The sequence below is a fragment of the Rhabdaerophilum calidifontis genome (genome assembly GCF_008641065.1).
In the GTDB taxonomy this organism is placed as follows: Bacteria; Pseudomonadota; Alphaproteobacteria; order Rhizobiales; family Beijerinckiaceae; genus Rhabdaerophilum; species Rhabdaerophilum calidifontis.
The window spans coordinates 357,916-379,575 of record NZ_VTRS01000003.1 but is presented as its reverse complement, the minus strand read 5'-3'; the positions used below and the strand labels follow the sequence as shown (position 1 = coordinate 379,575).

The 21,660-nt window shown below is 67.1% G+C and carries 19 protein-coding genes and 3 tRNA genes; 21 read left to right on the top strand and 1 reads right to left on the bottom strand.

The annotated features are described in order from the left end of the window. The first annotated feature begins 381 nt into the window (after window positions 1-381). From FWJ24_RS08160 to FWJ24_RS08120, 9 genes are all read left to right on the top strand, one after another. Window positions 382-466 (top strand) — tRNA-Leu (locus FWJ24_RS08160). 156 nt (window positions 467-622) lie between these two features. Beyond that, on the top strand, window positions 623-2,062 hold the full coding sequence (gene tig, locus FWJ24_RS08155) for a trigger factor (RefSeq protein ID WP_150287304.1): 1,440 nt from the start codon (window positions 623-625) through the stop codon (window positions 2,060-2,062). A gap of 219 nt (window positions 2,063-2,281) precedes the next feature. After that, the gene (locus FWJ24_RS08150) at window positions 2,282-3,442 is read left to right on the top strand and encodes a benzoate/H(+) symporter BenE family transporter (protein ID WP_150287303.1); all 1,161 of its coding nucleotides are present in this window, start codon (window positions 2,282-2,284) and stop codon (window positions 3,440-3,442) included. 104 nt (window positions 3,443-3,546) lie between these two features. After that, a complete protein-coding gene (locus tag FWJ24_RS08145; RefSeq protein ID WP_150287302.1) occupies window positions 3,547-4,182 on the top strand; it encodes an ATP-dependent Clp protease proteolytic subunit in 636 nt (211 codons plus the stop codon). Window positions 4,183-4,457: 275 nt separating this feature from the next. Beyond that, complete coding sequence (gene clpX / locus FWJ24_RS08140; protein WP_150287301.1) at window positions 4,458-5,723, top strand: ATP-dependent Clp protease ATP-binding subunit ClpX; 1,266 nt, start codon at window positions 4,458-4,460, stop codon at window positions 5,721-5,723. 328 nt (window positions 5,724-6,051) lie between these two features. Then, the gene (gene lon, locus FWJ24_RS08135; protein WP_150287300.1) at window positions 6,052-8,499 is read left to right on the top strand and encodes an endopeptidase La; all 2,448 of its coding nucleotides are present in this window, start codon (window positions 6,052-6,054) and stop codon (window positions 8,497-8,499) included. A gap of 115 nt (window positions 8,500-8,614) precedes the next feature. Further along, a tRNA-Val gene (locus tag FWJ24_RS08130) sits at window positions 8,615-8,690 on the top strand. 251 nt (window positions 8,691-8,941) lie between these two features. Next, window positions 8,942-9,565, top strand: coding sequence for a COG3904 family protein (locus FWJ24_RS08125; protein WP_150287299.1), 624 nt, complete (start codon window positions 8,942-8,944; stop codon window positions 9,563-9,565). A 90-nt stretch (window positions 9,566-9,655) separates the two neighbouring features. Then, window positions 9,656-9,732, top strand: a tRNA-Asp gene (locus tag FWJ24_RS08120). A 108-nt stretch (window positions 9,733-9,840) separates the two neighbouring features. Here the strand turns inward: FWJ24_RS08120 and FWJ24_RS08115 are convergent. Beyond that, complete coding sequence (locus FWJ24_RS08115) at window positions 9,841-10,590, bottom strand: SDR family NAD(P)-dependent oxidoreductase (RefSeq protein WP_150287298.1); 750 nt, start codon at window positions 10,588-10,590, stop codon at window positions 9,841-9,843. Window positions 10,591-10,791: 201 nt separating this feature from the next. Between FWJ24_RS08115 and FWJ24_RS08110 the strand changes: the two genes are divergently transcribed. From FWJ24_RS08110 to nuoK, 12 genes are all read left to right on the top strand, one after another. Then, entirely contained in the window at window positions 10,792-11,157 is a 366-nt protein-coding gene (locus tag FWJ24_RS08110; protein WP_150287297.1) for an NADH-quinone oxidoreductase subunit A, read from the top strand. A 19-nt stretch (window positions 11,158-11,176) separates the two neighbouring features. Then, complete coding sequence (locus FWJ24_RS08105) at window positions 11,177-11,740, top strand: NuoB/complex I 20 kDa subunit family protein (RefSeq protein ID WP_150287296.1); 564 nt, start codon at window positions 11,177-11,179, stop codon at window positions 11,738-11,740. 111 nt (window positions 11,741-11,851) lie between these two features. Continuing rightward, on the top strand, window positions 11,852-12,454 hold the full coding sequence (locus tag FWJ24_RS08100) for an NADH-quinone oxidoreductase subunit C (protein WP_150287295.1): 603 nt from the start codon (window positions 11,852-11,854) through the stop codon (window positions 12,452-12,454). Window positions 12,455-12,459: 5 nt separating this feature from the next. After that, window positions 12,460-13,653, top strand: coding sequence for an NADH-quinone oxidoreductase subunit D (locus FWJ24_RS08095; protein WP_150287294.1), 1,194 nt, complete (start codon window positions 12,460-12,462; stop codon window positions 13,651-13,653). 271 nt (window positions 13,654-13,924) lie between these two features. Next, complete coding sequence (nuoE, locus tag FWJ24_RS08090; RefSeq protein WP_150287293.1) at window positions 13,925-15,058, top strand: NADH-quinone oxidoreductase subunit NuoE; 1,134 nt, start codon at window positions 13,925-13,927, stop codon at window positions 15,056-15,058. Between the two features lie 3 nt (window positions 15,059-15,061). After that, a complete protein-coding gene (locus tag FWJ24_RS08085; protein ID WP_150287292.1) occupies window positions 15,062-15,589 on the top strand; it encodes a peptidase associated/transthyretin-like domain-containing protein in 528 nt (175 codons plus the stop codon). A gap of 6 nt (window positions 15,590-15,595) precedes the next feature. Continuing rightward, window positions 15,596-16,897 (top strand): NADH-quinone oxidoreductase subunit NuoF, encoded by a 1,302-nt coding sequence (nuoF, locus tag FWJ24_RS08080; protein WP_150287291.1) that lies wholly within the window; start codon window positions 15,596-15,598, stop codon window positions 16,895-16,897. A gap of 5 nt (window positions 16,898-16,902) precedes the next feature. Further along, window positions 16,903-18,966 (top strand): NADH-quinone oxidoreductase subunit NuoG, encoded by a 2,064-nt coding sequence (gene nuoG / locus FWJ24_RS08075; RefSeq protein WP_150287290.1) that lies wholly within the window; start codon window positions 16,903-16,905, stop codon window positions 18,964-18,966. A gap of 8 nt (window positions 18,967-18,974) precedes the next feature. Further along, window positions 18,975-20,147: an NADH-quinone oxidoreductase subunit NuoH gene (gene nuoH / locus FWJ24_RS08070; RefSeq protein WP_150287289.1), complete on the top strand. Its 1,173-nt coding sequence runs from the start codon at window positions 18,975-18,977 to the stop codon at window positions 20,145-20,147. A gap of 11 nt (window positions 20,148-20,158) precedes the next feature. Beyond that, window positions 20,159-20,650, top strand: a complete 492-nt coding sequence (nuoI, locus tag FWJ24_RS08065; RefSeq protein WP_150287288.1) for an NADH-quinone oxidoreductase subunit NuoI — start codon at window positions 20,159-20,161, stop codon at window positions 20,648-20,650. A 12-nt stretch (window positions 20,651-20,662) separates the two neighbouring features. Continuing rightward, complete coding sequence (locus tag FWJ24_RS08060) at window positions 20,663-21,337, top strand: NADH-quinone oxidoreductase subunit J (RefSeq protein ID WP_150287287.1); 675 nt, start codon at window positions 20,663-20,665, stop codon at window positions 21,335-21,337. A 2-nt stretch (window positions 21,338-21,339) separates the two neighbouring features. Continuing rightward, window positions 21,340-21,657, top strand: coding sequence for an NADH-quinone oxidoreductase subunit NuoK (gene nuoK, locus FWJ24_RS08055; RefSeq protein ID WP_150287286.1), 318 nt, complete (start codon window positions 21,340-21,342; stop codon window positions 21,655-21,657). Window positions 21,658-21,660: the final 3 nt, after the last annotated feature.

Genomic DNA, 21,660 nt, shown 5'->3' with positions numbered 1-21,660 from the left:
GGCTGGGCGCGGGCAGCGGAGGGCGGGGCGATGCCGCCGGCCAGCAGCGCGGCGAGCCCCGCCAGCGCCGCGCGCCGGTTTGGGGCCGCGAATTCTGCCGGCGCCGCGCGCCGGCTTGGGGCGGCGGGTTGCGGCTCGGTTGCGGGCGGGGAGGGAGTGGCGCGCATGGCGGATCCGGATCGGGGCGGGGAGCATGGCAATGGCCGGGCCGGTGCGGCGGCGTCAAGGGGCGCGTCGCGGCCCGACATGCCGCGCGATGCCGCGCGCGCGGCGGGAGAGCCGGATTTTTTTGCTGCGGAGCGCGAAAACCGTGATATGACGCCGCCGCGGACGGGGTCTGGCCCCGCCGCGCGCGCGATCATTTCGGATCGCAGATCCCTTGCGGGCGTGGCGGAACTGGTAGACGCGCCGGATTTAGGTTCCGGTGACGAAAGTCGTGGGGGTTCGATTCCCTTCGCCCGCACCAGCCGCCCGCGACGGACCCTGCGAGGGAGAGCGTGCCGCCGGGTCGGCGGCGGGCGGGAATGCGGCGCGCATAGGGCAACACAGGCATGCTCGTAAGGGGCTTGCTTTATCGGAACGACGCGGGCGGAACGCCCGGCATTGGCAATCAAGGTTCATCATGCAGGTCACCCAAACCCTCGCCGAAGGGCTCAAGCGTCAGTTCAAGGTGGTCATCCCCGCGGCGGATCTCGGGCAGCGGTTCGACAGCGAGATCGATCAGCTCCGCGGCAAGGTCAATCTCAACGGGTTCCGGCCGGGCAAGGTGCCGGCCGCGCATCTGCGGCGCCTCTACGGCAAGTCGGTGATGGCCGATGTGATCCAGAGCAGCGTCAACGACGCCAACAAGAAGATCGTCGACGATCACGAGTTGCGCCTTGCGGCCGAGCCGCAAGTGACCTTCCCCGAGGACCAGGCGGTTATCGAGAAGGTGCTGAACGGCGAGGCCGATCTCGATTTCGCGGTCGATCTCGAGATCCTGCCGGAGGTCGAGATCAAGGATCATACCGGGCTGGCGCTGACGCGCGAGACGGCCAAGGTCGAGGAGAGCGAGATCGATTCGGCCATCGAGCGCATGGCCGCCGCCCGCCGGCCCTTCACGCCGCGGGGCGACCAGGAGACGGCCGCGGCCGGGGATCGCGTCACGATCGATTTCGTCGGCACGATGCAGGGCGAGGCCTTCCCCGGCGGCAGCGGCACAGATGTCAATCTCGTGCTGGGCTCCGGCCAGTTCATCCCCGGCTTCGAGGATCAGCTCGTCGGCGCCCGGAAGGGCGAGCAGCGGCAGGTGAATGTCCGCTTCCCGGACACCTATCAGGCCGTCGATCTCGCCGGCAAGGAGGCCGTGTTCGCGGTGACGGTGAAGGCGGTCGCGGCGCCGGGCGAACTGGCGATCGACGACGAATTCGCGAAATCCTTCGGGCTCGACACGGTCGAGAAGCTGCGCGACGCGCTGCGGGCCTCGCTCCAGCAGGAGCTGGACGAGCAGGCCCGGCTCAAGGTCAAGCGCCGCCTGCTCGATGCGCTCGACGCGGTCTATGATTTCGACCTGCCACCGTCGATGCTCGAGCAGGAATTCAGCGTGGTCTGGCAGCAGATCATGACCGACATGCAGCGCAGCGGCCAGAGTTTCGGCCCCGGCGAGGAAGAGGAGACGCGCGCCGAATACCGCAAGATCGCGGCGCGGCGTGTCCGGCTCGGCCTCGTCCTCGCCGCGATCGGCGAGAAGATCAGCGTCAAGATCACCGACAAGGAGATCACCGACGCGATCGTCGAGCGTGCGCGCCAGTTCCCGGGCCAGGAGAAGCAGGTCTTCGAATATTACCGCAAGAACCCGGAAGCGATCGCCGATCTCCGTGCGCCGCTGATCGAGGAGAAGGTGGTCGATTACCTGCTCGGCATCGCCAATGTCGCCGAGACGCCGGTGAGCCGCGAGGTGCTGTTCGCCGATCCGGATGCCGAGCCTGCCGAAGCGGCCACGCCGGAGAAGCCGAAGAAGGCGAAGGCAACCAAGAAGGCGGCCGAAACCTCTGCCGGCACGGAGGCGGGTGCCGCCGAATAGGCGGGCAGCCATCCGCTCGCCCGGCTCCGGCCTTGCGCGGCCGCGCCGACGCGGCCATGATCGAGGTCATCCTCGCGCGGTTCCGCGCGAAATCCCGGGGCCAATCCCGCGCCGCCTTCCGGGGCGGCGCGCTCCTTTCGGAGCCTTGACCATGTATCGTTTCGCATGAGCGGTCTCGAACGCGGCAAGGCCGCCGGAGCAGGCGGCTTGCGCGGATTTATGGCGGATTTTTCGGCCCAGGCGCTGATCCAGGGGCTGATCGTCGCGATCGTTGGCTATGCGAGTTCGGTCGCGATCGTGATCAAGGGGCTCGCGGCGGTCGGGGCCGGCGCCGATGAAATCGGCTCGGCGCTGCTTTTCGTCGGGCTCGCGATGGGCATCGCCTCGATCCTGCTCTCGCTGCGGAGCGGGATGCCGGTCTCGGTGGCGTGGACCACGCCCGGCATGGCGCTGCTCGCGGGCACGGGGACGGTCGCCGGCGGGTTCGGCGCGGCGGTCGGCGCCTTCGCCGCGGTGGGGCTGCTGATCGTGCTGGCGGCGTTCTGGCGGCCGCTCGCGGCTCTGGTCGCGGCGATCCCGAAATCGATCGCCAATGCGATGCTGGCCGGGATCCTGCTGAAGCTCTGCCTCGCGCCGTTCCTCGCCCTGCGCGAGACGCCGGTTACCGCCTTCGCGATCCTGGCGGTCTGGCTGGTCATGCTGCGGGTCGCGCGGCTCTGGGCGGTGCCGGCGGCCGTTATGGTCGCGCTGGCGGCGATCGTCCTGCAGACGGGCGGGCAGGCGGGCATCTCTGGTGGGTTCGCGCTGCCGAGGCCGGTTCCGGTCCTGCCGGTCTTCACGATCGAAGCGCTGTTCTCGCTCGCGCTGCCGCTCTTCGTCGTCACCATGGCCTCGCAGAACATCACCGGCCTCGCGGTGCTCGCGACCTTCGGCTATCGCCATCCGGCGCGCGAGGGGCTCGCGGTCACGGGGCTGCTTTCGGCGCTGACGGCGCCGTTCGGCGCGCCGACGATCAATTATGCCGCGATCACCGCGGCGCTCTGCGCGGGGAGCGACGCGCATCCGGATCCGGCGCGCCGCTATGTCGCGGCGGTGTTCTCCGGCATCGGCTACATCCTGCTCGTCGTGCTCGCGGCGGCGGCGGCCCGGCTCGTGCTCGCGGCCTCGCCGGCGCTGATCGAGGCGGCGGCCGGGCTCGCGCTCGTCGCGGCGTTCGGCGGCGCGATCAAGGCCGCGACCGAGGACGAGGCGGAGCGGCTGCCGGCGCTGCTGACCTTTCTCGTCACGGCCTCGGGGTTCTCGGCCTTCGGCATCGGCGGTGCGTTCTGGGGGCTTGTCCTGGGCTGGGGCGTGCGCGCCGCGTTCCGCGCCGGCGGCTGAGCCGGCCTGCCCCCTTTTCACGGCCGGCGGGGCCGCTTATCTGACAGAAGAGTTCACGACACGGATTCGGCCGGTTCCGGCCAGAGCAACGAGCAGAGGCAGCCATGCGCGACCCGATTGAGACCTACAATTCGCTTGTCCCGATGGTGGTCGAGCAATCGAGCCGCGGCGAACGCGCCTTCGACATCTTCTCCCGCCTCCTGCGCGAACGGATCATCTTCCTGATCGGCCCGGTCGAGGATTCGATGGCGAGCCTCGTCGTCGCGCAGCTGCTCTTTCTCGAGGCGGAGAACCCGAAGAAGGAGATCTCGCTCTACATCAACTCGCCCGGCGGCGTCGTCACTTCCGGCCTGTCGATCTACGATACGATGCAGTTCATCCGCTGCCCGGTGACGACGCTGTGCACGGGGCAGGCGGCCTCGATGGGCTCGCTGCTGCTCACCGCTGGCGCCAAGGGCCAGCGCTTCGCGTTGCCCAACGCGCGGATCATGGTCCACCAGCCTTCCGGCGGCTATCAGGGCCAGGTAACGGATATCCTGATCCACGCCAAGGAGGTGGAGAGCCTCAAGAAGCGGCTCAACGAGATCTATGTCCAGCATACCGGCCGCGATTACGAGACGATCCACAGCGCGCTCGAGCGCGACAATTTCATGACCGCCGAGATGGCGAAGGAATTCGGCCTGATCGACCAGGTGCTCACCAAGCGCCTCGACGAGCCCGAGCCGCCGAAGCCGCTCTGAGCCCCTTCACGTCCCGGAACGGGGCGGACGGGACGGCCTGCGCCACCCGATGCGTCGCATCGGGGCAGGCGGGGCCGGAAATCTGCGGTCTGTGTCTTGCAACGCGGGATGAAGTCATTACCCTTGGTTGACCGGGGGCGGCCCGGCGTCGATTAACGTTTCTTTCGTTGCCCGGCGCCGATAGTATTGGAATTGTTCGGGCGCGGTCCGCCGCGCCATTGTCCGGAATGCGTGCGGCCAAGGCCCGCGGCACCCCCCGGCGAGGAGGTTATGCGATGAGCAAGTCAGCCGGCGGCGATTCCAGGAGCACTCTCTATTGCTCCTTCTGCGGCAAGAGCCAGCACGAGGTGCGCAAGCTGATCGCGGGCCCCACCGTCTTCATCTGCGACGAATGCGTCGAACTCTGCATGGATATCATCCGCGAGGAATCGAAGACGCTCGTCAAGGCGAAGGACGGCGTGCCGACCCCGAAGGAGATCGCCAAGATCCTCGACGATTACGTGATCGGCCAGTTCTACGCCAAGCGCGTGCTGGCCGTGGCGGTGCACAACCATTACAAGCGCCTCAACCACGCGTCGAAGCACAACGACATCGAACTCGCGAAGTCGAACATCCTGCTCATCGGCCCCACCGGCTGCGGCAAGACCTATCTCGCCCAGACGCTCGCGCGCATCCTCGACGTGCCCTTCACCATGGCGGACGCGACGACGCTGACCGAGGCGGGCTATGTCGGCGAGGATGTCGAGAACATCATCCTGAAGCTGCTCCAGGCCGCCGATTACAATGTCGAGCGCGCGCAGCGCGGCATCGTCTATATCGACGAGATCGACAAGATCAGCCGCAAATCCGACAATCCCTCCATCACCCGCGACGTTTCGGGCGAGGGCGTCCAGCAGGCACTGCTCAAGATCATGGAGGGCACCGTCGCCTCGGTGCCGCCGCAGGGCGGGCGCAAGCATCCGCAGCAGGAATTCCTGCAGGTGGACACCACCAACATCCTCTTCATCTGCGGCGGTGCCTTCGCGGGCCTCGAGAAGATCATCTCCTCGCGCGGCAAGGGCACCTCGATCGGCTTCGGCGCCAAGGTCGAGGCGCCGGATGATCGCCGCGTCGGCGATGTGTTCCGGCAGGTCGAGCCGGAGGATCTGCTGAAATTCGGGCTCATCCCGGAATTCATCGGCCGCCTGCCGGTGATCGCCACCCTCGAGGATCTCGACGAGGAGGCGCTGAAGCGCATCCTGACCGAGCCGAAGAACGCGCTGGTCAAGCAGTATCAGCGCCTGTTCGAGATGGAAGATGTCGAGCTGACCTTCAACGACGATGCGCTCTCGGTCGTCGCCCGCAAGGCGATCGAGCGCAAGACCGGCGCGCGCGGCCTGCGCTCGATCATGGAGGCGACGCTGCTCGACACGATGTTCGACCTTCCGGGCCTCGACGGGGTCGATCAGGTGGTCGTCGGCGCCGAGGTCATCGAGGGCAAGGCGAAGCCGCTCTATATCTACGGCGAGCGCAAGGAAGAGCCGGAGGCGGCGAGCGCCTGAGCGCCGCCGCCCGGCCGTTCGGCCCGCCCCAGCCGGCGCGGCGTTTCTCCCGGGGCGTCAGCCGGGGAGCGGCGCCGCCCGGCTTCACGATCATGCGAGGGTGGAAGATGCGCGCCGCGGCGTCGCCGCCCCTTGCACCGGGGGCGAATCCACCCCACGTTCGGATTCAACCAGGCATCGCGGGGCGCCTCCGAGGGTCCCGCCCTTTCCCAGCGCAGAAGCGGGGAGGCACGGATGCCGCCATCATTCCCGGCCGCCGCGCCGGGGGCCGTGCCCATATCCGGAGCCGTGATTTCCGGCGGGGCGTGCCGCAAGAGAGGACTATCCCATGAGCGCCGACAAGAAGCGTCCGCATCCCGTTCCCGGCTCCGTCGAGGCGGTTCCGGTGCTGCCGCTGCGCGATATCGTCGTGTTCCCGCACATGATCGTGCCGCTTTTCGTCGGCCGCGAGAAATCGATCCGCGCCCTCGAGGAGGTGATGAAGAGCGAGCGGCACATCCTGCTCGCCACGCAGTTCAACGCAACCGATGACGATCCCTCGCTCGACCAGATCTACGAGGTCGGCAGCCTCGCCACCGTGCTCCAGCTCCTCAAGCTGCCGGACGGCACCGTGAAGGTGCTGGTGGAGGGCGTGAGCCGCGCCAAGCGCCTGCGCGCGGTGGAGAACGAGGCCTTCCTCGAGGCGGAGGTGACGGTGGTCGCCGAGGATTACGGCGACAAGGTCGAGACCGAGGCGCTCGCGCGGTCGGTGACGACCGAATTCGAGGGCTATGCCAAGCTCAACAAGAAGGTTTCACCCGACATCGTCGCGACGGTGGGGCAGATCGAGGATTATTCCAAGCTCGCCGATACGATCGCCTCGCATCTCGCGGTCAAGATCGCCGACAAGCAGGGCGTGCTCGAGGCGTTCAAGGTCTCGAAGCGTCTCGAGAAGGTGCTCGGGCTGATGGAGAGCGAGATCTCGGTTCTCCAGGTCGAGAAGCGCATCCGCACGCGCGTCAAGCGCCAGATGGAGAAAACCCAGCGCGAATATTACCTCAACGAGCAGATCAAGGCGATCCAGAAGGAACTCGGCGACGAGGACGGCAAGGACGAACTCGCCGAGCTTGAGGACAAGATCGCGCGCGTCAAGCTCTCCAAGGAGGCGCGCGACAAGGCGCATCACGAGCTGAAGAAGCTGCGGCAGATGTCGCCGATGTCCGCCGAGGCCACGGTGGTGCGCAATTACCTCGACTGGATCCTCTCGCTGCCCTGGGGCAAGAAATCCAAGATCAAGAAGGATCTCCGCCTCGCGCAGGAGATTCTCGACGCGGATCATTTCGGCCTCGAGAAGGTCAAGGACCGGATCATCGAATATCTCGCGGTGCAGAGCCGCGCCAACAAGCTCACGGGGCCGATCCTGTGCCTTGTCGGCCCGCCCGGCGTCGGCAAGACCTCGCTCGGCAAGTCGATCGCGAAATCGACGGGGCGCGAATTCGTGCGGATGTCGCTCGGCGGCGTGCGCGACGAGGCCGAGATCCGCGGCCATCGCCGCACCTATATCGGCTCGATGCCGGGCAAGATCATCCAGTCCCTGCGCAAGGCCAAAACCGCGAACCCGCTGTTCCTGCTCGATGAGATCGACAAGATGGGCATGGATTTCCGCGGCGATCCGTCCTCGGCGCTGCTGGAGGTGCTCGATCCCGAGCAGAACACCACCTTCAGCGACCATTATCTCGAGGTCGATTACGATCTCTCGAACGTCATGTTCGTGACGACGGCGAACACGCTCAACATCCCGGGGCCGCTGATGGACCGGATGGAGATCATCCGCATCGCCGGCTATACCGAGGATGAGAAGGCCGAGATCGCCCGCCGTCACCTGATCCCCAATTCGCTCAAGAAGCACGGGCTTGACGACAAGGAATGGTCGATCACGCCCGAGGCGCTGCAATTCCTCGTCCGCCGCTACACGCGGGAATCGGGCGTGCGCAACCTCGAGCGCGAGATCTCGAATCTCGTGCGCAAGGCGGTGAAGGAGATCCTGCTCTCGGCCGGCACCGATCAGCCGGTCCGGAGCGTGGTGATCGACGAGGCCAAGGTGCAGGATTATCTCGGCCCGCCGAAATACCGCTATGGCGAGGTGGAGGCCGAGGACCAGGTGGGCGTCGTCACCGGGCTCGCCTGGACGGAGGTCGGCGGCGAATTGCTGACCATCGAGGGGGTCATGATGCCCGGCAAGGGCAAGATGACCGTCACCGGCAACCTGCGCGACGTGATGAAGGAATCGATCTCGGCGGCGGCGTCCTATGTCCGCAGCCGCGCGATCGAGTTCGGCATCAAGCCGCCGCTCTTCGACAGCCGCGACATCCATGTCCATGTGCCGGAAGGCGCGACGCCGAAGGACGGCCCCTCCGCCGGCATCGCCATGGCGACGGCGATCGTCTCGGTGATGACGGGCATTCCCGTGCGGCGCGACATCGCCATGACCGGCGAGGTGACGCTGCGCGGCCGGGTTCTGCCGATCGGCGGCCTGAAGGAGAAGCTGCTCGCGGCGCTCCGCGGCGGCATCCGCATGGTCCTGATCCCCGAGGAGAACGTCAAGGATCTTGCCGATATCCCGGCCAATGTGAAGAACGGGCTCGAGATCGTGCCGGTTTCGAGCATGGGCGAGGTGCTGCGCCGGGCGCTGCTCCGCCAGCCCGAGCCCATCACCTGGGACGAGGAGGTCGAATCCCGCCCGCGCGCCCAGCCGGGCGCCGAGGAGGAGGATGCGGTCGCCGCCCGCGCGCATTGAACCCGCGCCCGGATCCGGGCGTCGCAGCACCCGGCGCTCGCCTCTTCCCGTGCGGGCCTTGTCTCGCGCGGGAAGATCGTGTTTACCGCATTCTCGCGGAGCGGCCAAACCGGCCGGGCGGTTAGCTCAGTTGGTAGAGCGCCTCGCTTACACCGAGGATGTCGGGAGTTCGAGCCTCTCACCGCCCACCAGCCGCGCCGATGGTGCCCGCGTCCCTGCTTGGGACGCCGCCGCGCGGCGGCGGGCAACGTTGCGTAAAGACCGTTCGTTCACCATAATCATGCCGTCTCGTTCAGGCGGTGCGTTGGTGTCGGGGGTCTTTCGATCCATGCGTTCGCGTGTCCTTTGCCGTTCTCGTGCCGTTTTCCGTTTCTTTCCGCGTTGCGCTTCTGTCGCGCTCGCCCTGCTGGGCGTCCTTGCCGCCGGCCGCATGGCCGGCGCCATGGAGTTTGCCACCATTCCCGTCGGCGCGCGATGCGATGCGACGGCCTGTCCGCGCGCTCTGATTGCCGAGGGCGAGATCACGGCGGATGCGCCGGCGCGGTTCGCGCGGTTCCTGCGCCAGGAATTGCAGACACCCGGCCTGCACGCCGTGGTGTTTCTCAATTCTCCCGGCGGCAATGTCGAATCCTCGCTCAAGCTCGGCGCGATGATCCATGATGCCGGCGCGGCGGTGGTGATCGGACGGCCGCTGGCGATGAACGGCGCCGCGCCGCGCGGCCGGCGGGTCAGCGTCGGCAGCATCGGCGTCGTGCCGGGGCAATGCGCCTCGGCCTGCGTCTATACGCTGATGGGCGCGCGCCGGCGCGTGGTGCCCAATGGCGCCCGGCTCGGCGTGCACCGGATGTCGGCGCGGCTCTACGCGCTCGATCCCGCCGGCGGCGGCGCGCGTACTGGGCGGGTCTATGCCGGCAGCGAGGAGATCGCGACGCTGCGCGCCTATGCCAGCCGGGTCGGCGGCAGCCAGGAACTGATCAGCCTCGCCGAATCGATCCCGCACGACCAGATCCGCATCCTCTCGGGTGCCGAGATCCGGAAATACCGGCTCGGCACGCCGGCGCTGTGACAATGGAAAAGCCTGCCGGAGCGGCTTGACAGGCAAGCGGCGCTTCGCGTAACCCTTGCCGCCTCGCCGGGGGGGCTTCCCCGGCCGGTTGCGGGCGTAGCTCAGTCGGTTAGAGTGCCGGCCTGTCACGCCGGAGGTCGCGGGTTCGAGCCCCGTCGCCCGCGCCATCTCCCCGATATCCCGGTGCCGGATATCTCCTCCCCTGGCGATCCCTGCCTGCTGGGCATTGCACCGGGCGGATGACGGCCCGATTCGGCGGCGTCCGGCTGCGCGCCTCAATAGGTTGCCCGACCGCCGGAAAGGTCGAACACCGCGCCGGTTGTGAAGGAATTCTCCTTGCTCGCGAGCCAGGCGACCATGTTCGCGATCTCCTCGACCTCGACGAAGCGGCCGCGCGGGATCTTGGAGAGCATGTATTCGATGAATTCCGGCTTCATCTGCTCGAAGATCGCGGTGCGCGCGGCGGCGGGCGTGATGCAATTCACCGCGATGTCATGGGTGGCGAGTTCCTTGCCGAGCGATTTCGTCAGCGCGATCACCCCCGCCTTCGAGGCCGAATAGGCCGACGCGTTGGGGTTGCCCTCCTTGCCGGCGATCGAGGCGGTGTTGACGATGCGGCCATAGCCGCGCGCCACCATGCCCGGCACCACGGCCTTGCAGCCATGGAACACGCCGTCGAGATTGATCGCCATGATCCGCCGCCATTCCGCGACCGGGTATTCGGCGACGGAGGTGTTCATGCCGGCGATCCCGGCATTGTTGACCATGATATCGATCGGGCCGAGCGCCTTCTCGACCGCTTCGATCGCGCCCGCGACCGAATCAAAATTCGTGACGTCGGTCCGGATCGCGATCGTGTTCTGGTTCAGGGCACGCGCCGCCGCCTCGGCGAGAGGCAGGTCGAGATCGAGCAGCGCGACCCGCGCGCCCGAGGCGACGAAGCGGCGGGCGATGGCGAGCCCGATTCCCTGCGCGCCGCCGGTGATCGCGGCCACGCGGCCGGCGAGATCGATCTGATTGGCCATAAGATGAATTTCCTCCCTGTTCCGTCCATTGAGGCATCCGAATCGGGTGCGCGCAAGGGGGGCGAGGGGGGGCGCGAGGGGGCGCGGGGCCGGAGCAGCGCGCGCCCTCCAACGGAAGGATGAGGCGGGGGGCGCGGAAAGCGCCCGGCCGCGACGAGGCGGCGCTTGCGCCGGGGCGCGGGCTCGATTAATCGGGGGGGCATGCAAACGCTTCTCGCCGATTACCTGCCGCTGGTGCTCTTCATCGGGCTGAGCCTCGTCGTCGGGCTCGCCTTCATGGTGGCGCCGTTCCTGCTTGCCTACAGGAACCCGGATCCGGAGAAGCTCTCGGCCTATGAATGCGGCTTCAACGCCTTCGACGATGCGCGCATGAAGTTCGATGTGCGCTTCTACCTCGTCGCGATCCTGTTCATCATCTTCGACCTCGAGGTCGCCTTCCTGTTTCCCTGGGCGGTGGCGCTCCAGGATGTCGGGACATTCGGCTTCTGGTCGATGATGATCTTCCTCGCCGTGCTGACGATCAGCTTCGTCTACGAGTGGAGGAAGGGCGCGCTCGAGTGGGATTGATGGAACGTCCGGTGAGATCATGAACACGCTCGTCGCGCCTGCGCCCAAGGGCATTCTCGACCCCGCGACCGGCAAGCCGGTCGGGGCGACCGATCCGTTCTTCACGGAGATCAACAACGAACTCGCGGACAAGGGGTTCCTCGTCACCGCGACGGACGATCTCATCGCCTGGGCCCGCACCGGCTCGCTGATGTGGATGACCTTCGGGCTCGCGTGCTGCGCGGTCGAGATGATGCAGCTCTCGATGCCGCGCTATGATGTCGAGCGTTTCGGCTTCGCGCCCCGTGGCTCGCCCCGCCAGTCCGACGTGATGATCGTCGCTGGCACGCTGACCAACAAGATGGCGCCGGCGCTCCGCAAGGTCTACGACCAGATGCCGGAGCCGCGCTACGTCATCTCCATGGGCTCCTGCGCCAATGGCGGCGGCTATTACCATTACAGCTATTCGGTGGTGCGCGGCTGCGACCGCGTGGTGCCGGTCGATATCTATGTGCCCGGCTGCCCGCCGACCGCCGAGGCCCTGCTTTACGGCGTGCTGCTGCTCCAGAAGAAGATTCGCCGCACCGCGACGATCGAACGGTGAGGGACGGCTCGGGCGGATGGTCGGGAATGCCCCGCGATCCGCGACCTGAGCACAACGAGACCAGGACGGGATGCCCGGCGCAAGGCCGGGCATGACGTTGGAGAGGACCTGATGACCGAGCCCCTTTCCCTCCTTGCCGCGCATGTCGAGAAGGCCTTGCCGGGCAAGGTCATCGGCCACAAGATCGCCTATGGCGAGCTCACGCTCCAGGCCGAGGCCGAGGCGATCGTCGAGGTGGCGACCTTCCTGCGCGATGATCCGGATTGCGCCTTCCTCAACATCACCGATATCTGCGGCGCCGATTATCCGGCGCGGGAGAAGCGGTTCGACGTCGTCTACCATCTCCTCTCGCCGCGCCATGTCCGGCGTGTGCGGGTGAAGGTCGAGGCCGGCGAGCAGGACAGCGTGCCCTCGGTCACCGGGGTGTTTCCCGGCGCGAACTGGTTCGAGCGCGAGGCCTACGACATGTATGGCATCGTCTTCACCGGCCATCCGGATCTGCGGCGCCTGCTCACCGATTACGGCTTCCAGGGCCACCCCTTGCGCAAGGATTTCCCGCTGACCGGCTTCGTCGAGGTGCGCTACGACGATACCGAGAAGCGCGTGGTCTACGAACCGGTGAAGCTCAACCAGGAATTCCGCAACTTCGATTTCCTCTCGCCCTGGGAAGGCACGGATTATGTGCTGCCGGGCGACGAGAAGGCCGCGAGGTGAGGGCCATGACCGAACAGCCGAACATGCGCAACTTCACCATCAATTTCGGGCCGCAACACCCGGCGGCGCATGGCGTGCTGCGGCTGGTGCTGGAGCTTGATGGCGAGGTCGTCACCCGCACCGATCCGCATATCGGGCTCCTCCATCGCGGCACCGAGAAGCTGATCGAGGCCAAGACCTATCTTCAGGCGGTGCCGTATTTCGACCGGCTCGACTACGTCGCGCCGATGAACCAGGAGCACGCCTTCGCGCTGGCCGTGGAGCGGCTACTCGGCATCGAGGTACCGAAGCGCGGGCAGTTGATCCGCGTGCTTTATTCCGAGATCGGGCGCATCCTCTCGCATCTGCTCAACATCACTACGCAGGCGATGGATGTCGGCGCGCTGACGCCGCCGCTCTGGGGCTTCGAGGAGCGCGAGAAGCTGATGATCTTCTACGAGCGGGCCTCGGGCGCACGCATGCACGCCGCCTATGTGCGGCCGGGCGGCGTCCACCAGGACCTGCCGGCCGAGCTGATCGACGATATCGAGGCGTTCTGCGACCCGTTCCTGAAGCTCTGCGACGATCTCGAGGGGCTGCTGACCGACAACCGCATCTTCAAGCAGCGCAATGTCGATATCGGCATCGTCAATCTCGATGATGCCTGGGCCTGGGGTTTCTCGGGCGTGATGGTACGCGGCTCCGGCGCCGCCTGGGACCTGCGCCGCGCCATGCCCTATGAATGCTATTCGGAACTGGAATTCGACATTCCGGTCGGCAAGAACGGCGACAATTACGACCGCTACTGCCTGCGCATGGAGGAGATGCGGCAATCCGTCCGCATCATGAAGCAATGCATCGCCAGGCTGCGCGGGCCGGACGGCCGGACGCCGATCTCCGCGCTCGACGGCAAGATCGTGCCGCCGAAGCGGGGTGAGATGAAGCGCTCGATGGAGGCACTGATCCACCATTTCAAGCTCTATACCGAGGGCTACCACGTGCCCGCCGGCGAGGTCTACGCTGCGGTCGAGGCGCCCAAGGGCGAGTTCGGCGTCTATCTCGTGGCGGACGGCACCAACAAGCCCTATCGCTGCAAGCTGCGCGCGCCGGGCTTCGCCCATCTCTCGGCGATGGATTTCATGTGCAAGGGCTACATGCTCGCCGATGTCTCGGCGATTCTCGGCTCGCTCGATATCGTGTTCGGCGAGGTCGACCGCTGAGCACCGCCGGGAGGCGATTCGCTTAACCTGCGGGCAACCACGTTGCGGAATGGGCGTGCCATGCCCGCCCGCCCCCTGGCGAATCCGGGATAGGTGCCGGGCATCCTGCCGTGTCTCGGCGAGGCAGGAACGGGGCGGGGGCTTCTTCCCCGACTTAGGCGGAAGTCGGGCATCTTTTAGCGTTTCCAGACTTGCCCCGCGCCGCGAGGGTGGTAAGACCCGTCCGACCGCTGCACTGCCGCATGCCGGCCAGCGTTTCGAGGAAGAGCCGATGTCCGTCCGCCGCCTTGCGCCCGATGCCCTTCAGCCGGCCAGCTTCGCGTTCGATGAGCCCAACCGAGCCTTCGTCGCCGCGCAGATCGCGAAATATCCGCCCGGCCGCCAGGCCTCGGCCGTGATCCCGCTGCTCTGGCAGGCGCAGAAACAGGCCGGCGGCTGGCTGCCCCGCGCCGCGATCGAGCATGTCGCCGAGGTGCTCGACATGCCGAAGATCCGGGTGATGGAGGTTGCGACCTTCTACACCATGTTCAATCTCGAACCGGTGGGCCAGCATTTCATCCAGCTCTGCGGCACCGTTCCGTGCCATTGCATGGGCGCGGAGGATCTCAAGGCGGTGCTGAAGACGCGGATCGGCGAGGAGCGCCAGGTGAGCGCCGACGGCAAGTTCTCCTGGCTCGAGGTCGAATGCCTCGGCGCCTGCACCAATGCGCCGATGGTGCAGATCAACGACGATTATTTCGAGGACCTGACGCCCGAGACTTTCGGCCGGCTGCTCGACGATCTCGCCGCCGGCCGCCCGGTCAAGGTCGGGCCCCAGAACGGCCGCGCGAAATCGGAGCCGCTCGGCGGTCCGAAAACGCTGCTCGAGCCCGGCCTTTACGACGGCTCCGCCGTCGGGGCCTGGACGGCGGCGTTCGACGAGCGCATCGCCGCCCAGAAGGCCGCCAAGGAAGCTGCCGCGCGGGCCGCGGCGGAAGCCGCGCAGGTTGCCGCTGCGCAGCCGGCGCCGGTCCCGGCGCCCAAGCCCGCTGAGCCCAAGCCCGCCGAATCCAAGCCTGCGGAATCCAGGGCCGGCCAGTCCAAATCCGCTGCGCCGGCACCCGCGGCTGCCGCCGCCGATGATGCGGCGAAGCCCGCGCTTCTCTCCGCCGCGCGCGACGGCAGGCCGGACGATCTCAAGCTGATCTGGGGCGTCGGCCCCAAGCTCGAGACGATGCTCCACCGGATGGGCGTGTTCCATTTCGACCAGATCGCCGGATGGAGCGCCGCCAATCTCGCCTGGGTCGATCAGAATCTCGAAGGGTTCAGGGGCCGCGCCGTGCGCGACGACTGGATCGGCCAGGCCAAGAAGCTCGCCGCCGGCTGGCGCCCGGAAAGCGCCGTCGGCGAAAAGCCGACGAAGTGAGGCATGATGCGCCGCTCCCCGGCCCTGACGCGCCCCCATGTCCTGCCAGCCGCCGCCGGCGTGCTGGCGATGCAGGCGCTTGCCGGTTGCGCGCGGCCGGAGGTCGAGAAGAGCATCGGCTTCGATGCCGGCGCGCATGCCGCCTGGCGTGCGCCGGGCCGCGCGTCGATTGCCGGCGAGGGGTTCCTGCGCCGGCCGAATGGCTGGCTTGCGCGCTGCTCGGGGGGAACGGTCTATCTCGCGCCGGCTTCGCCCTATTTTCGCGAATGGGTCGAGATCCACCGGTCCGGCGGGCGGGTCGCCAATGCCGCTGCGCTCGACCGGCTGCATGACGGCGTGGTCCGCAAGACGCAATGCGACGCGACCGGTCGCTTCGCGTTCGAAGCCCTGCCGGCCCAGCGCTGGCTGGTCGTGACCCGGATCAGCTATCAGGGTGTCGGCTGGAATGCCGACATGACGCTCGCCGCCGAGGTCGAAACAAAAGCCGGGGAGGCCACGCAGGTGATCCTCTCCAACCCGAACCGGATCTGAGGCGCCATGCTCCACGATCGCGACCGCATCTTCACCAATCTCTATGGCCGGCAGGATCCGGGTCTTCAGGCTGCGCTCCGGCGCGGCAACTGGGACGGCACCAAGCATATCCTCGCGCAGGGGCGGGACTGGATCCTCGACGAGATGAAGGCTTCGGGCCTGCGCGGGCGCGGCGGCGCGGGCTTCCCGACCGGCATGAAATGGTCGTTCATGCCCAAGGTGAATGACGGGCGCCCGCATTATCTCGTCATCAATGCCGACGAATCGGAGCCCGGAACCTGCAAGGACCGCGAGATCCTGCGCCACGACCCGCATCTCCTGATCGAAGGCGCGATGATCGCGAGCTTCGCGATGGGCGCGCACGCGGCCTATATCTATGTCCGCGGCGAATTCATCGCCGAGCGGATCGCGCTCCAGAAGGCGGTGGACGAGGCCTATGCCGCGAAGCTGATCGGCAAGGACAATGTCCACGGCTATCCGTTCGATTTCTACGTCCATCACGGCGCCGGCGCCTATATCTGCGGCGAGGAGACGGCGCTGCTTGAAAGCCTTGAGGGCAAGAAGGGCCAACCGCGCCTGAAGCCGCCCTTTCCGGCCAATATGGGCCTTTATGGCTGCCCCACCACGGTCAACAACGTCGAATCGATCGCCGTCGCCGGCACGATCCTGCGCCGGGGCGCAGGCTGGTTCGCTGGGATCGGCCGGCCGAACAATGTCGGAACCAAGCTCTTCTGCGTCTCCGGGCATGTGAACACGCCCTGCAATGTCGAGGAGGCGATGGGCATCACCTTCCGCGAGCTGGTGGACCGGCATTGCGGCGGCATCCGCGGCGGCTGGGACAATCTCAAATGCGTCATCCCCGGCGGCTCCTCGGTGCCGCTGGTGCCGGCGGAGCAGATCGCCGACGCCTTCATGGATTTCGACACGCTGCGGGGCCTCAAATCCGGCCTCGGCACCGCGGCGGTGATCGTGATGGACAAGAGCACGGATATCGTGCGCGCGATCGCGCGGATCGCGCATTTTTACAAGCACGAGAGCTGCGGCCAGTGCACGCCCTGCCGCGAGGGGACGGGCTGGATGGCGCGGGTGATGGCGCGCATGGCCGAGGGCCGCGCGCAGAAGCGCGAGATCGACATGCTGCTCGATGTCTCGACCCGCATCGAGGGGCACACGATCTGCGCGCTCGGCGACGCGGCGGCCTGGCCGATCCAGGGGCTGATCCGGCATTTCCGCCACGAGATCGAGGCGAAGATCGACCAATATTCGGCGAACCCGCACGGCGACCCCGTGCGGATCGCGGCGGAGTGACGGACATGACCAAGATCCTCGTCGATGATGTCGAAGTCGATGTGCCGCCGCATTACACGCTGCTCCAGGCGGCGGAGGCGGCGGGCGCGGAGGTGCCGCGCTTCTGCTTCCACGAGCGGCTCTCGATCGCCGGCAATTGCCGGATGTGCCTCGTCGAGGTGAAGGGCGGGCCGCCGAAGCCCCAGGCCTCCTGCGCCATGAACGTGCGCGACGTGCGCCCCGGCCCCAACGGCGAATTGCCGCAGATCTTCACCAAGAGCCCGATGGTGAAGAAGGCGCGCGAGGGGGTGATGGAGTTCCTGCTCATCAACCACCCGCTCGATTGCCCGATCTGCGATCAGGGCGGGGAATGCGACCTCCAGGACCAGGCTGTGGCCTATGGCATGGACAATTCGCGCTTCCACGAGAACAAGCGTGCGGTCGAGGACAAGTATATCGGCCCGCTGGTGAAGACCGTGATGACGCGCTGCATCCATTGCACGCGCTGCGTCCGGTTTACCACCGAGGTGGCCGGCATTTCCGAACTCGGCCTCATCGGCCGCGGCGAGGATGCCGAGATCACCACCTATCTCGAGCAGGCGATGAGCTCGGAATTGCAGGGCAATGTCATCGATCTCTGCCCCGTCGGCGCGCTGACCTCGCGGCCCTATGCCTTCAATGCCAGGCCGTGGGAACTCACCAAGACCGAAAGCATCGACGTGATGGACGCGCTCGGCTCCGCGATCCGCGTCGATACGCGCGGGCCGGAGGTGATGCGCATCATGCCGCGCCTCAACGAGGCGGTGAACGAGGAATGGATCTCGGACAAGACCCGCTTCATCTGGGACGGGCTCAGGACGCAGCGCCTCGACCGGCCCTATATCCGCGAGAACGGCAAGCTGCGGCCCGCGACATGGGCCGAGGCCTTCGCCGCCATCGCCGCGCGGGTGAAATCCGCGAAGCCCGAGCGGATCGGCGCGCTCGCCGGCCAGCTCGCCGGCGTGGAGGAGATGTTCGCGCTCAAGGGGCTGATGGCGGCGCTCGGCGCCGGCAATGTCGATTGCCGCTATCCCGGCTCGCCGCTGCACCCGAAGCACGGGCGCGCGAGCTATCTCTTCAACGCCACGATCGCCGGCATCGAGGCGGCGGACGCGATCCTGCTGATCGGCACCAATCCGCGCAAGGAGGCGGCGGTGCTCAATGCCCGCATCCGCAAGCGCTATCTCAAGGGCGGGCTGACGCTGGGGCTGATCGGCGAGCAGGCCGATCTCACCTATCCCTACACCTATCTCGGCGCGGGGCCGGAGAGCCTCGAGCAACTCGCCGGCCACGCGCCGGCCAAGGCCGAAAGGCCGATGTTCATCCTCGGGCAGGGGGCGCTCAACCGCCCGGACGGCGCGGCGGTGCTGGCGCTGGCGGCGCGGGCGGCGGCGGCGATCGGGGTGGTGAAGGAGGGCTGGAACGGCTTCTCGGTGCTCCACCACGAGGCGGCGCTCGTCGGCGCGCTCGATCTCGGCTTCGTGCCGGGCGAGGGCGGGCTCGATACCGCCGCGATGCTGGCGCCGGGCGCGCTCGATCTCCTGTTCAATCTCGGCGCCGACGAGGTCGAGGTGCCGGCCGGGGCCTTCATGGTCTATATCGGCACGCATGGCGATCGCGGCGCGCATCGCGCCGATGTCATCCTGCCCGGCGCCGCCTATACCGAGAAGAGCGCGACCTTCGTCAATACCGAGGGGCGCGTGCAGATGACCAACCGCGCGGGCTTCCCGCCGGGCGAGGCGCGCGAGGATTGGGCGATCCTGCGCGCGCTCTCCGAGGCACTCGGGCACCGGCTGCCCTATGACAGCCTCGCGCAGCTCCGGGCGGCGCTCTACGCGGCGCATCCGCATTTCGCGGAGATCGACGCCATCGCCGCCGGGGATCCGGGCGCGATCGCGGCCCTGGCCGCGCTGCCGGGCAAGCCGGCCAAGGCGCCGTTCGAGAGCCCGGTCAAGGCATTCCATCTCACCAATGCCATCGCGCGGGCCTCCAAAGTCATGGGCGAATGCGCGGGGCTCGCGGCCGGATCGGCTAGGGTCGCGGCGGAATAGGGGGCAATATGGTCGACATCACGCCAACCAATCCGCGCAAGCGTCCGTCGCTGGCGCCACTGGCCCTGATCGGGCTTGGGCTTCTCGTGCTGGTCGCCGCGGCCTATGCGGCCTTCTGGGTGCTGCGATTCCTGATCGTCGAGACGACCTGGTTCGTCCCGCTGCTGCTCGTCGTGCTGAAGAGCCTCGCGCTGATGGTCGGGCTGCTGATCTTCATCGCCTTCATCCTGCTCGCCGACCGCAAGATCTGGGCGGCGGTGCAGCTCCGGCGCGGGCCGAATGTCGTCGGGCCGCTGGGCCTGCTCCAGAGCTTTGCGGATTTCCTGAAATTCGTGCTCAAGGAGCCGGTCATTCCCTCGGGCTCGGACCGGTTCCTGTTCCTGCTCGCGCCGGTGCTGACCTGCGTTCTGGCGCTGGCGGCCTGGGCGGTGGTGCCCGTCAATGCCGGCTGGGCGGTGGCGGACATCAATGTCGGCGTGCTCTACATCTTCGCGATCTCGTCGCTGGGGGTTTACGGCATCATCATCGGCGGCTGGGCCTCGAACTCGAAATATCCGTTCCTCGGCGCGCTGCGCTCGGCGGCGCAGATGGTCTCCTACGAGGTTTCGATCGGCTTCGTGATCATCACCGTGCTGATGATCGTCGGCTCGCTCAACCTCACCGATATCGTGCTGGCGCAGGAGAAGGCCGGGATCGCGCATATGCTCGGCATCCCCTGGTTCACGATGCTGAACTGGTTCTTCATCCCGCTCTTTCCGATGTTCGTGATCTTCTTCATCTCGGCGCTGGCCGAGACGAACCGGCCGCCCTTCGATCTGCCGGAGGCGGAATCGGAGCTCGTGGCAGGGTTTATGAGCGAATATTCCTCCACGCCCTACCTGCTGTTCATGCTCGGCGAATACGTGGCGATCATGACCATGTGCGCGCTGACGACGATCCTGTTCCTCGGCGGCTGGACGCCGCCGCTCAGCCTGCCGCCCTTCACCTGGGTGCCGGGTGTGATCTGGTTCATTGTCAAGGTCTCGGCGGTGTTCTTCATGTTCGCGATGGTGAAGGCCATGGTGCCCCGCTACCGCTACGATCAGCTCATGCGGCTCGGCTGGAAGGTGTTCCTGCCGCTCAGCCTCGCGGCGGTGGTGATCGTGGCCGGCGCGTTGCAGATCACCGGCTGGTACCGGTAAGGGAGGGGATGATGTCCGCGCTCGCGCAAGCCGCGAAAGGCCTGCTCCTCCGGGAATTCGTCTCGGCGTTCTTCCTGACAATGCGGTATTTCTTCAAGCCGAAGCCGACGCTCAACTACCCGTTCGAGAAGGGGCGGACCTCGCCGCGCTTCCGGGGTGAGCATGCGCTGCGCCGCTACCCGAACGGCGAGGAGCGCTGCATCGCCTGCAAGCTCTGCGAGGCGATCTGCCCGGCGCAGGCGATCACCATCGAGGCCGGTCCCCGCCGCAACGACGGCACGCGCCGCACCACGCGTTACGATATCGACATGACGAAATGCATCTATTGCGGCTTCTGCCAGGAGGCCTGCCCGGTCGATGCCATCGTCGAGGGCCCGAATTTCGAATTCGCGACCGAGACGCGCGAGGAGCTCTTCTACGACAAGGAGAAGCTGCTCGCGAATGGCGCGCGCTGGGAGCGCGAGCTGGCCCGCAACATCGCGCTCGACGCGCCCTATCGCTGAGGAGCGGACGCGATGACCCTTGTCAGCCTCTTCTTCTACCTGTTCTCGGGGATCATGATCGCCTCGGCGGTGATGGTGGTGTCGTCGCGGAACCCGGTGCATTCCGTGCTGTTCCTGATCCTCGCCTTCGTCAATGCGGCCGGGCTCTTCCTGCTCTTGGGGGCGGAGTTCCTGGCGATGATCCTGGTCGTCGTCTATGTCGGCGCCGTCGCGGTGCTGTTCCTGTTCGTCGTCATGATGCTCGACGTCGATTTCTCGGAATTGCGCCAGGGATTCCTGCAATATCTGCCGCTCGGCGCGCTGATCGCCGGCATCTTCTTCGTGGAACTGGCGCTGGTGGTCGGAACCTGGCAGCTCGCGCCGGATGCGCTGGCGATGCGCAAGGCGGCGGCGGCCGTGCCGGTCGAGGCGATGAATGCCCGCGCGCTCGGGCGCGTGCTCTATACCGAATATGTCTATTTCTTCCAGGCAGCGGGGCTGGTGCTGCTGGTGGCGATGATCGGCGCCATCGTGCTGACGTTGCGCGAGCGCACCGGCGTCAAGCGGCAGGACGTGGCGGCGCAGAACGCCCGCACCAAGGCCGCGGCGATGACGATCGTCTCCGTGCCGCCGGGGCAGGGGGTCACGAATGCCGGTGTGAAGCGTGCCGATGCGGCCGGGCAGGATTTTGTGGGGCAGGGGAGCTGAGCATGGCGGAAACCGGAATCGGGCTCGCCCATTATCTCGTCGTGTCGGGGGCGCTGTTCACGCTCGGCTGCTTCGGCATCTTCGTGAACCGCAAGAACGTGATCGTCATCCTGATGTCGGTCGAACTGATCCTGCTCGCGGTGAACATCAATCTGGTCGCCTTCTCCACGCATCTTGCGGATCTCACCGGGCAGGTCTTCGCGCTGCTGGTGCTGACCGTGGCGGCGGCGGAGGCGGCGATCGGGCTTGCGATCCTCGTTACCTATTTCCGCAACCGCGGCACGATCGCGGTCGAAGACATCAACGTGATGAAGGGCTGAGGG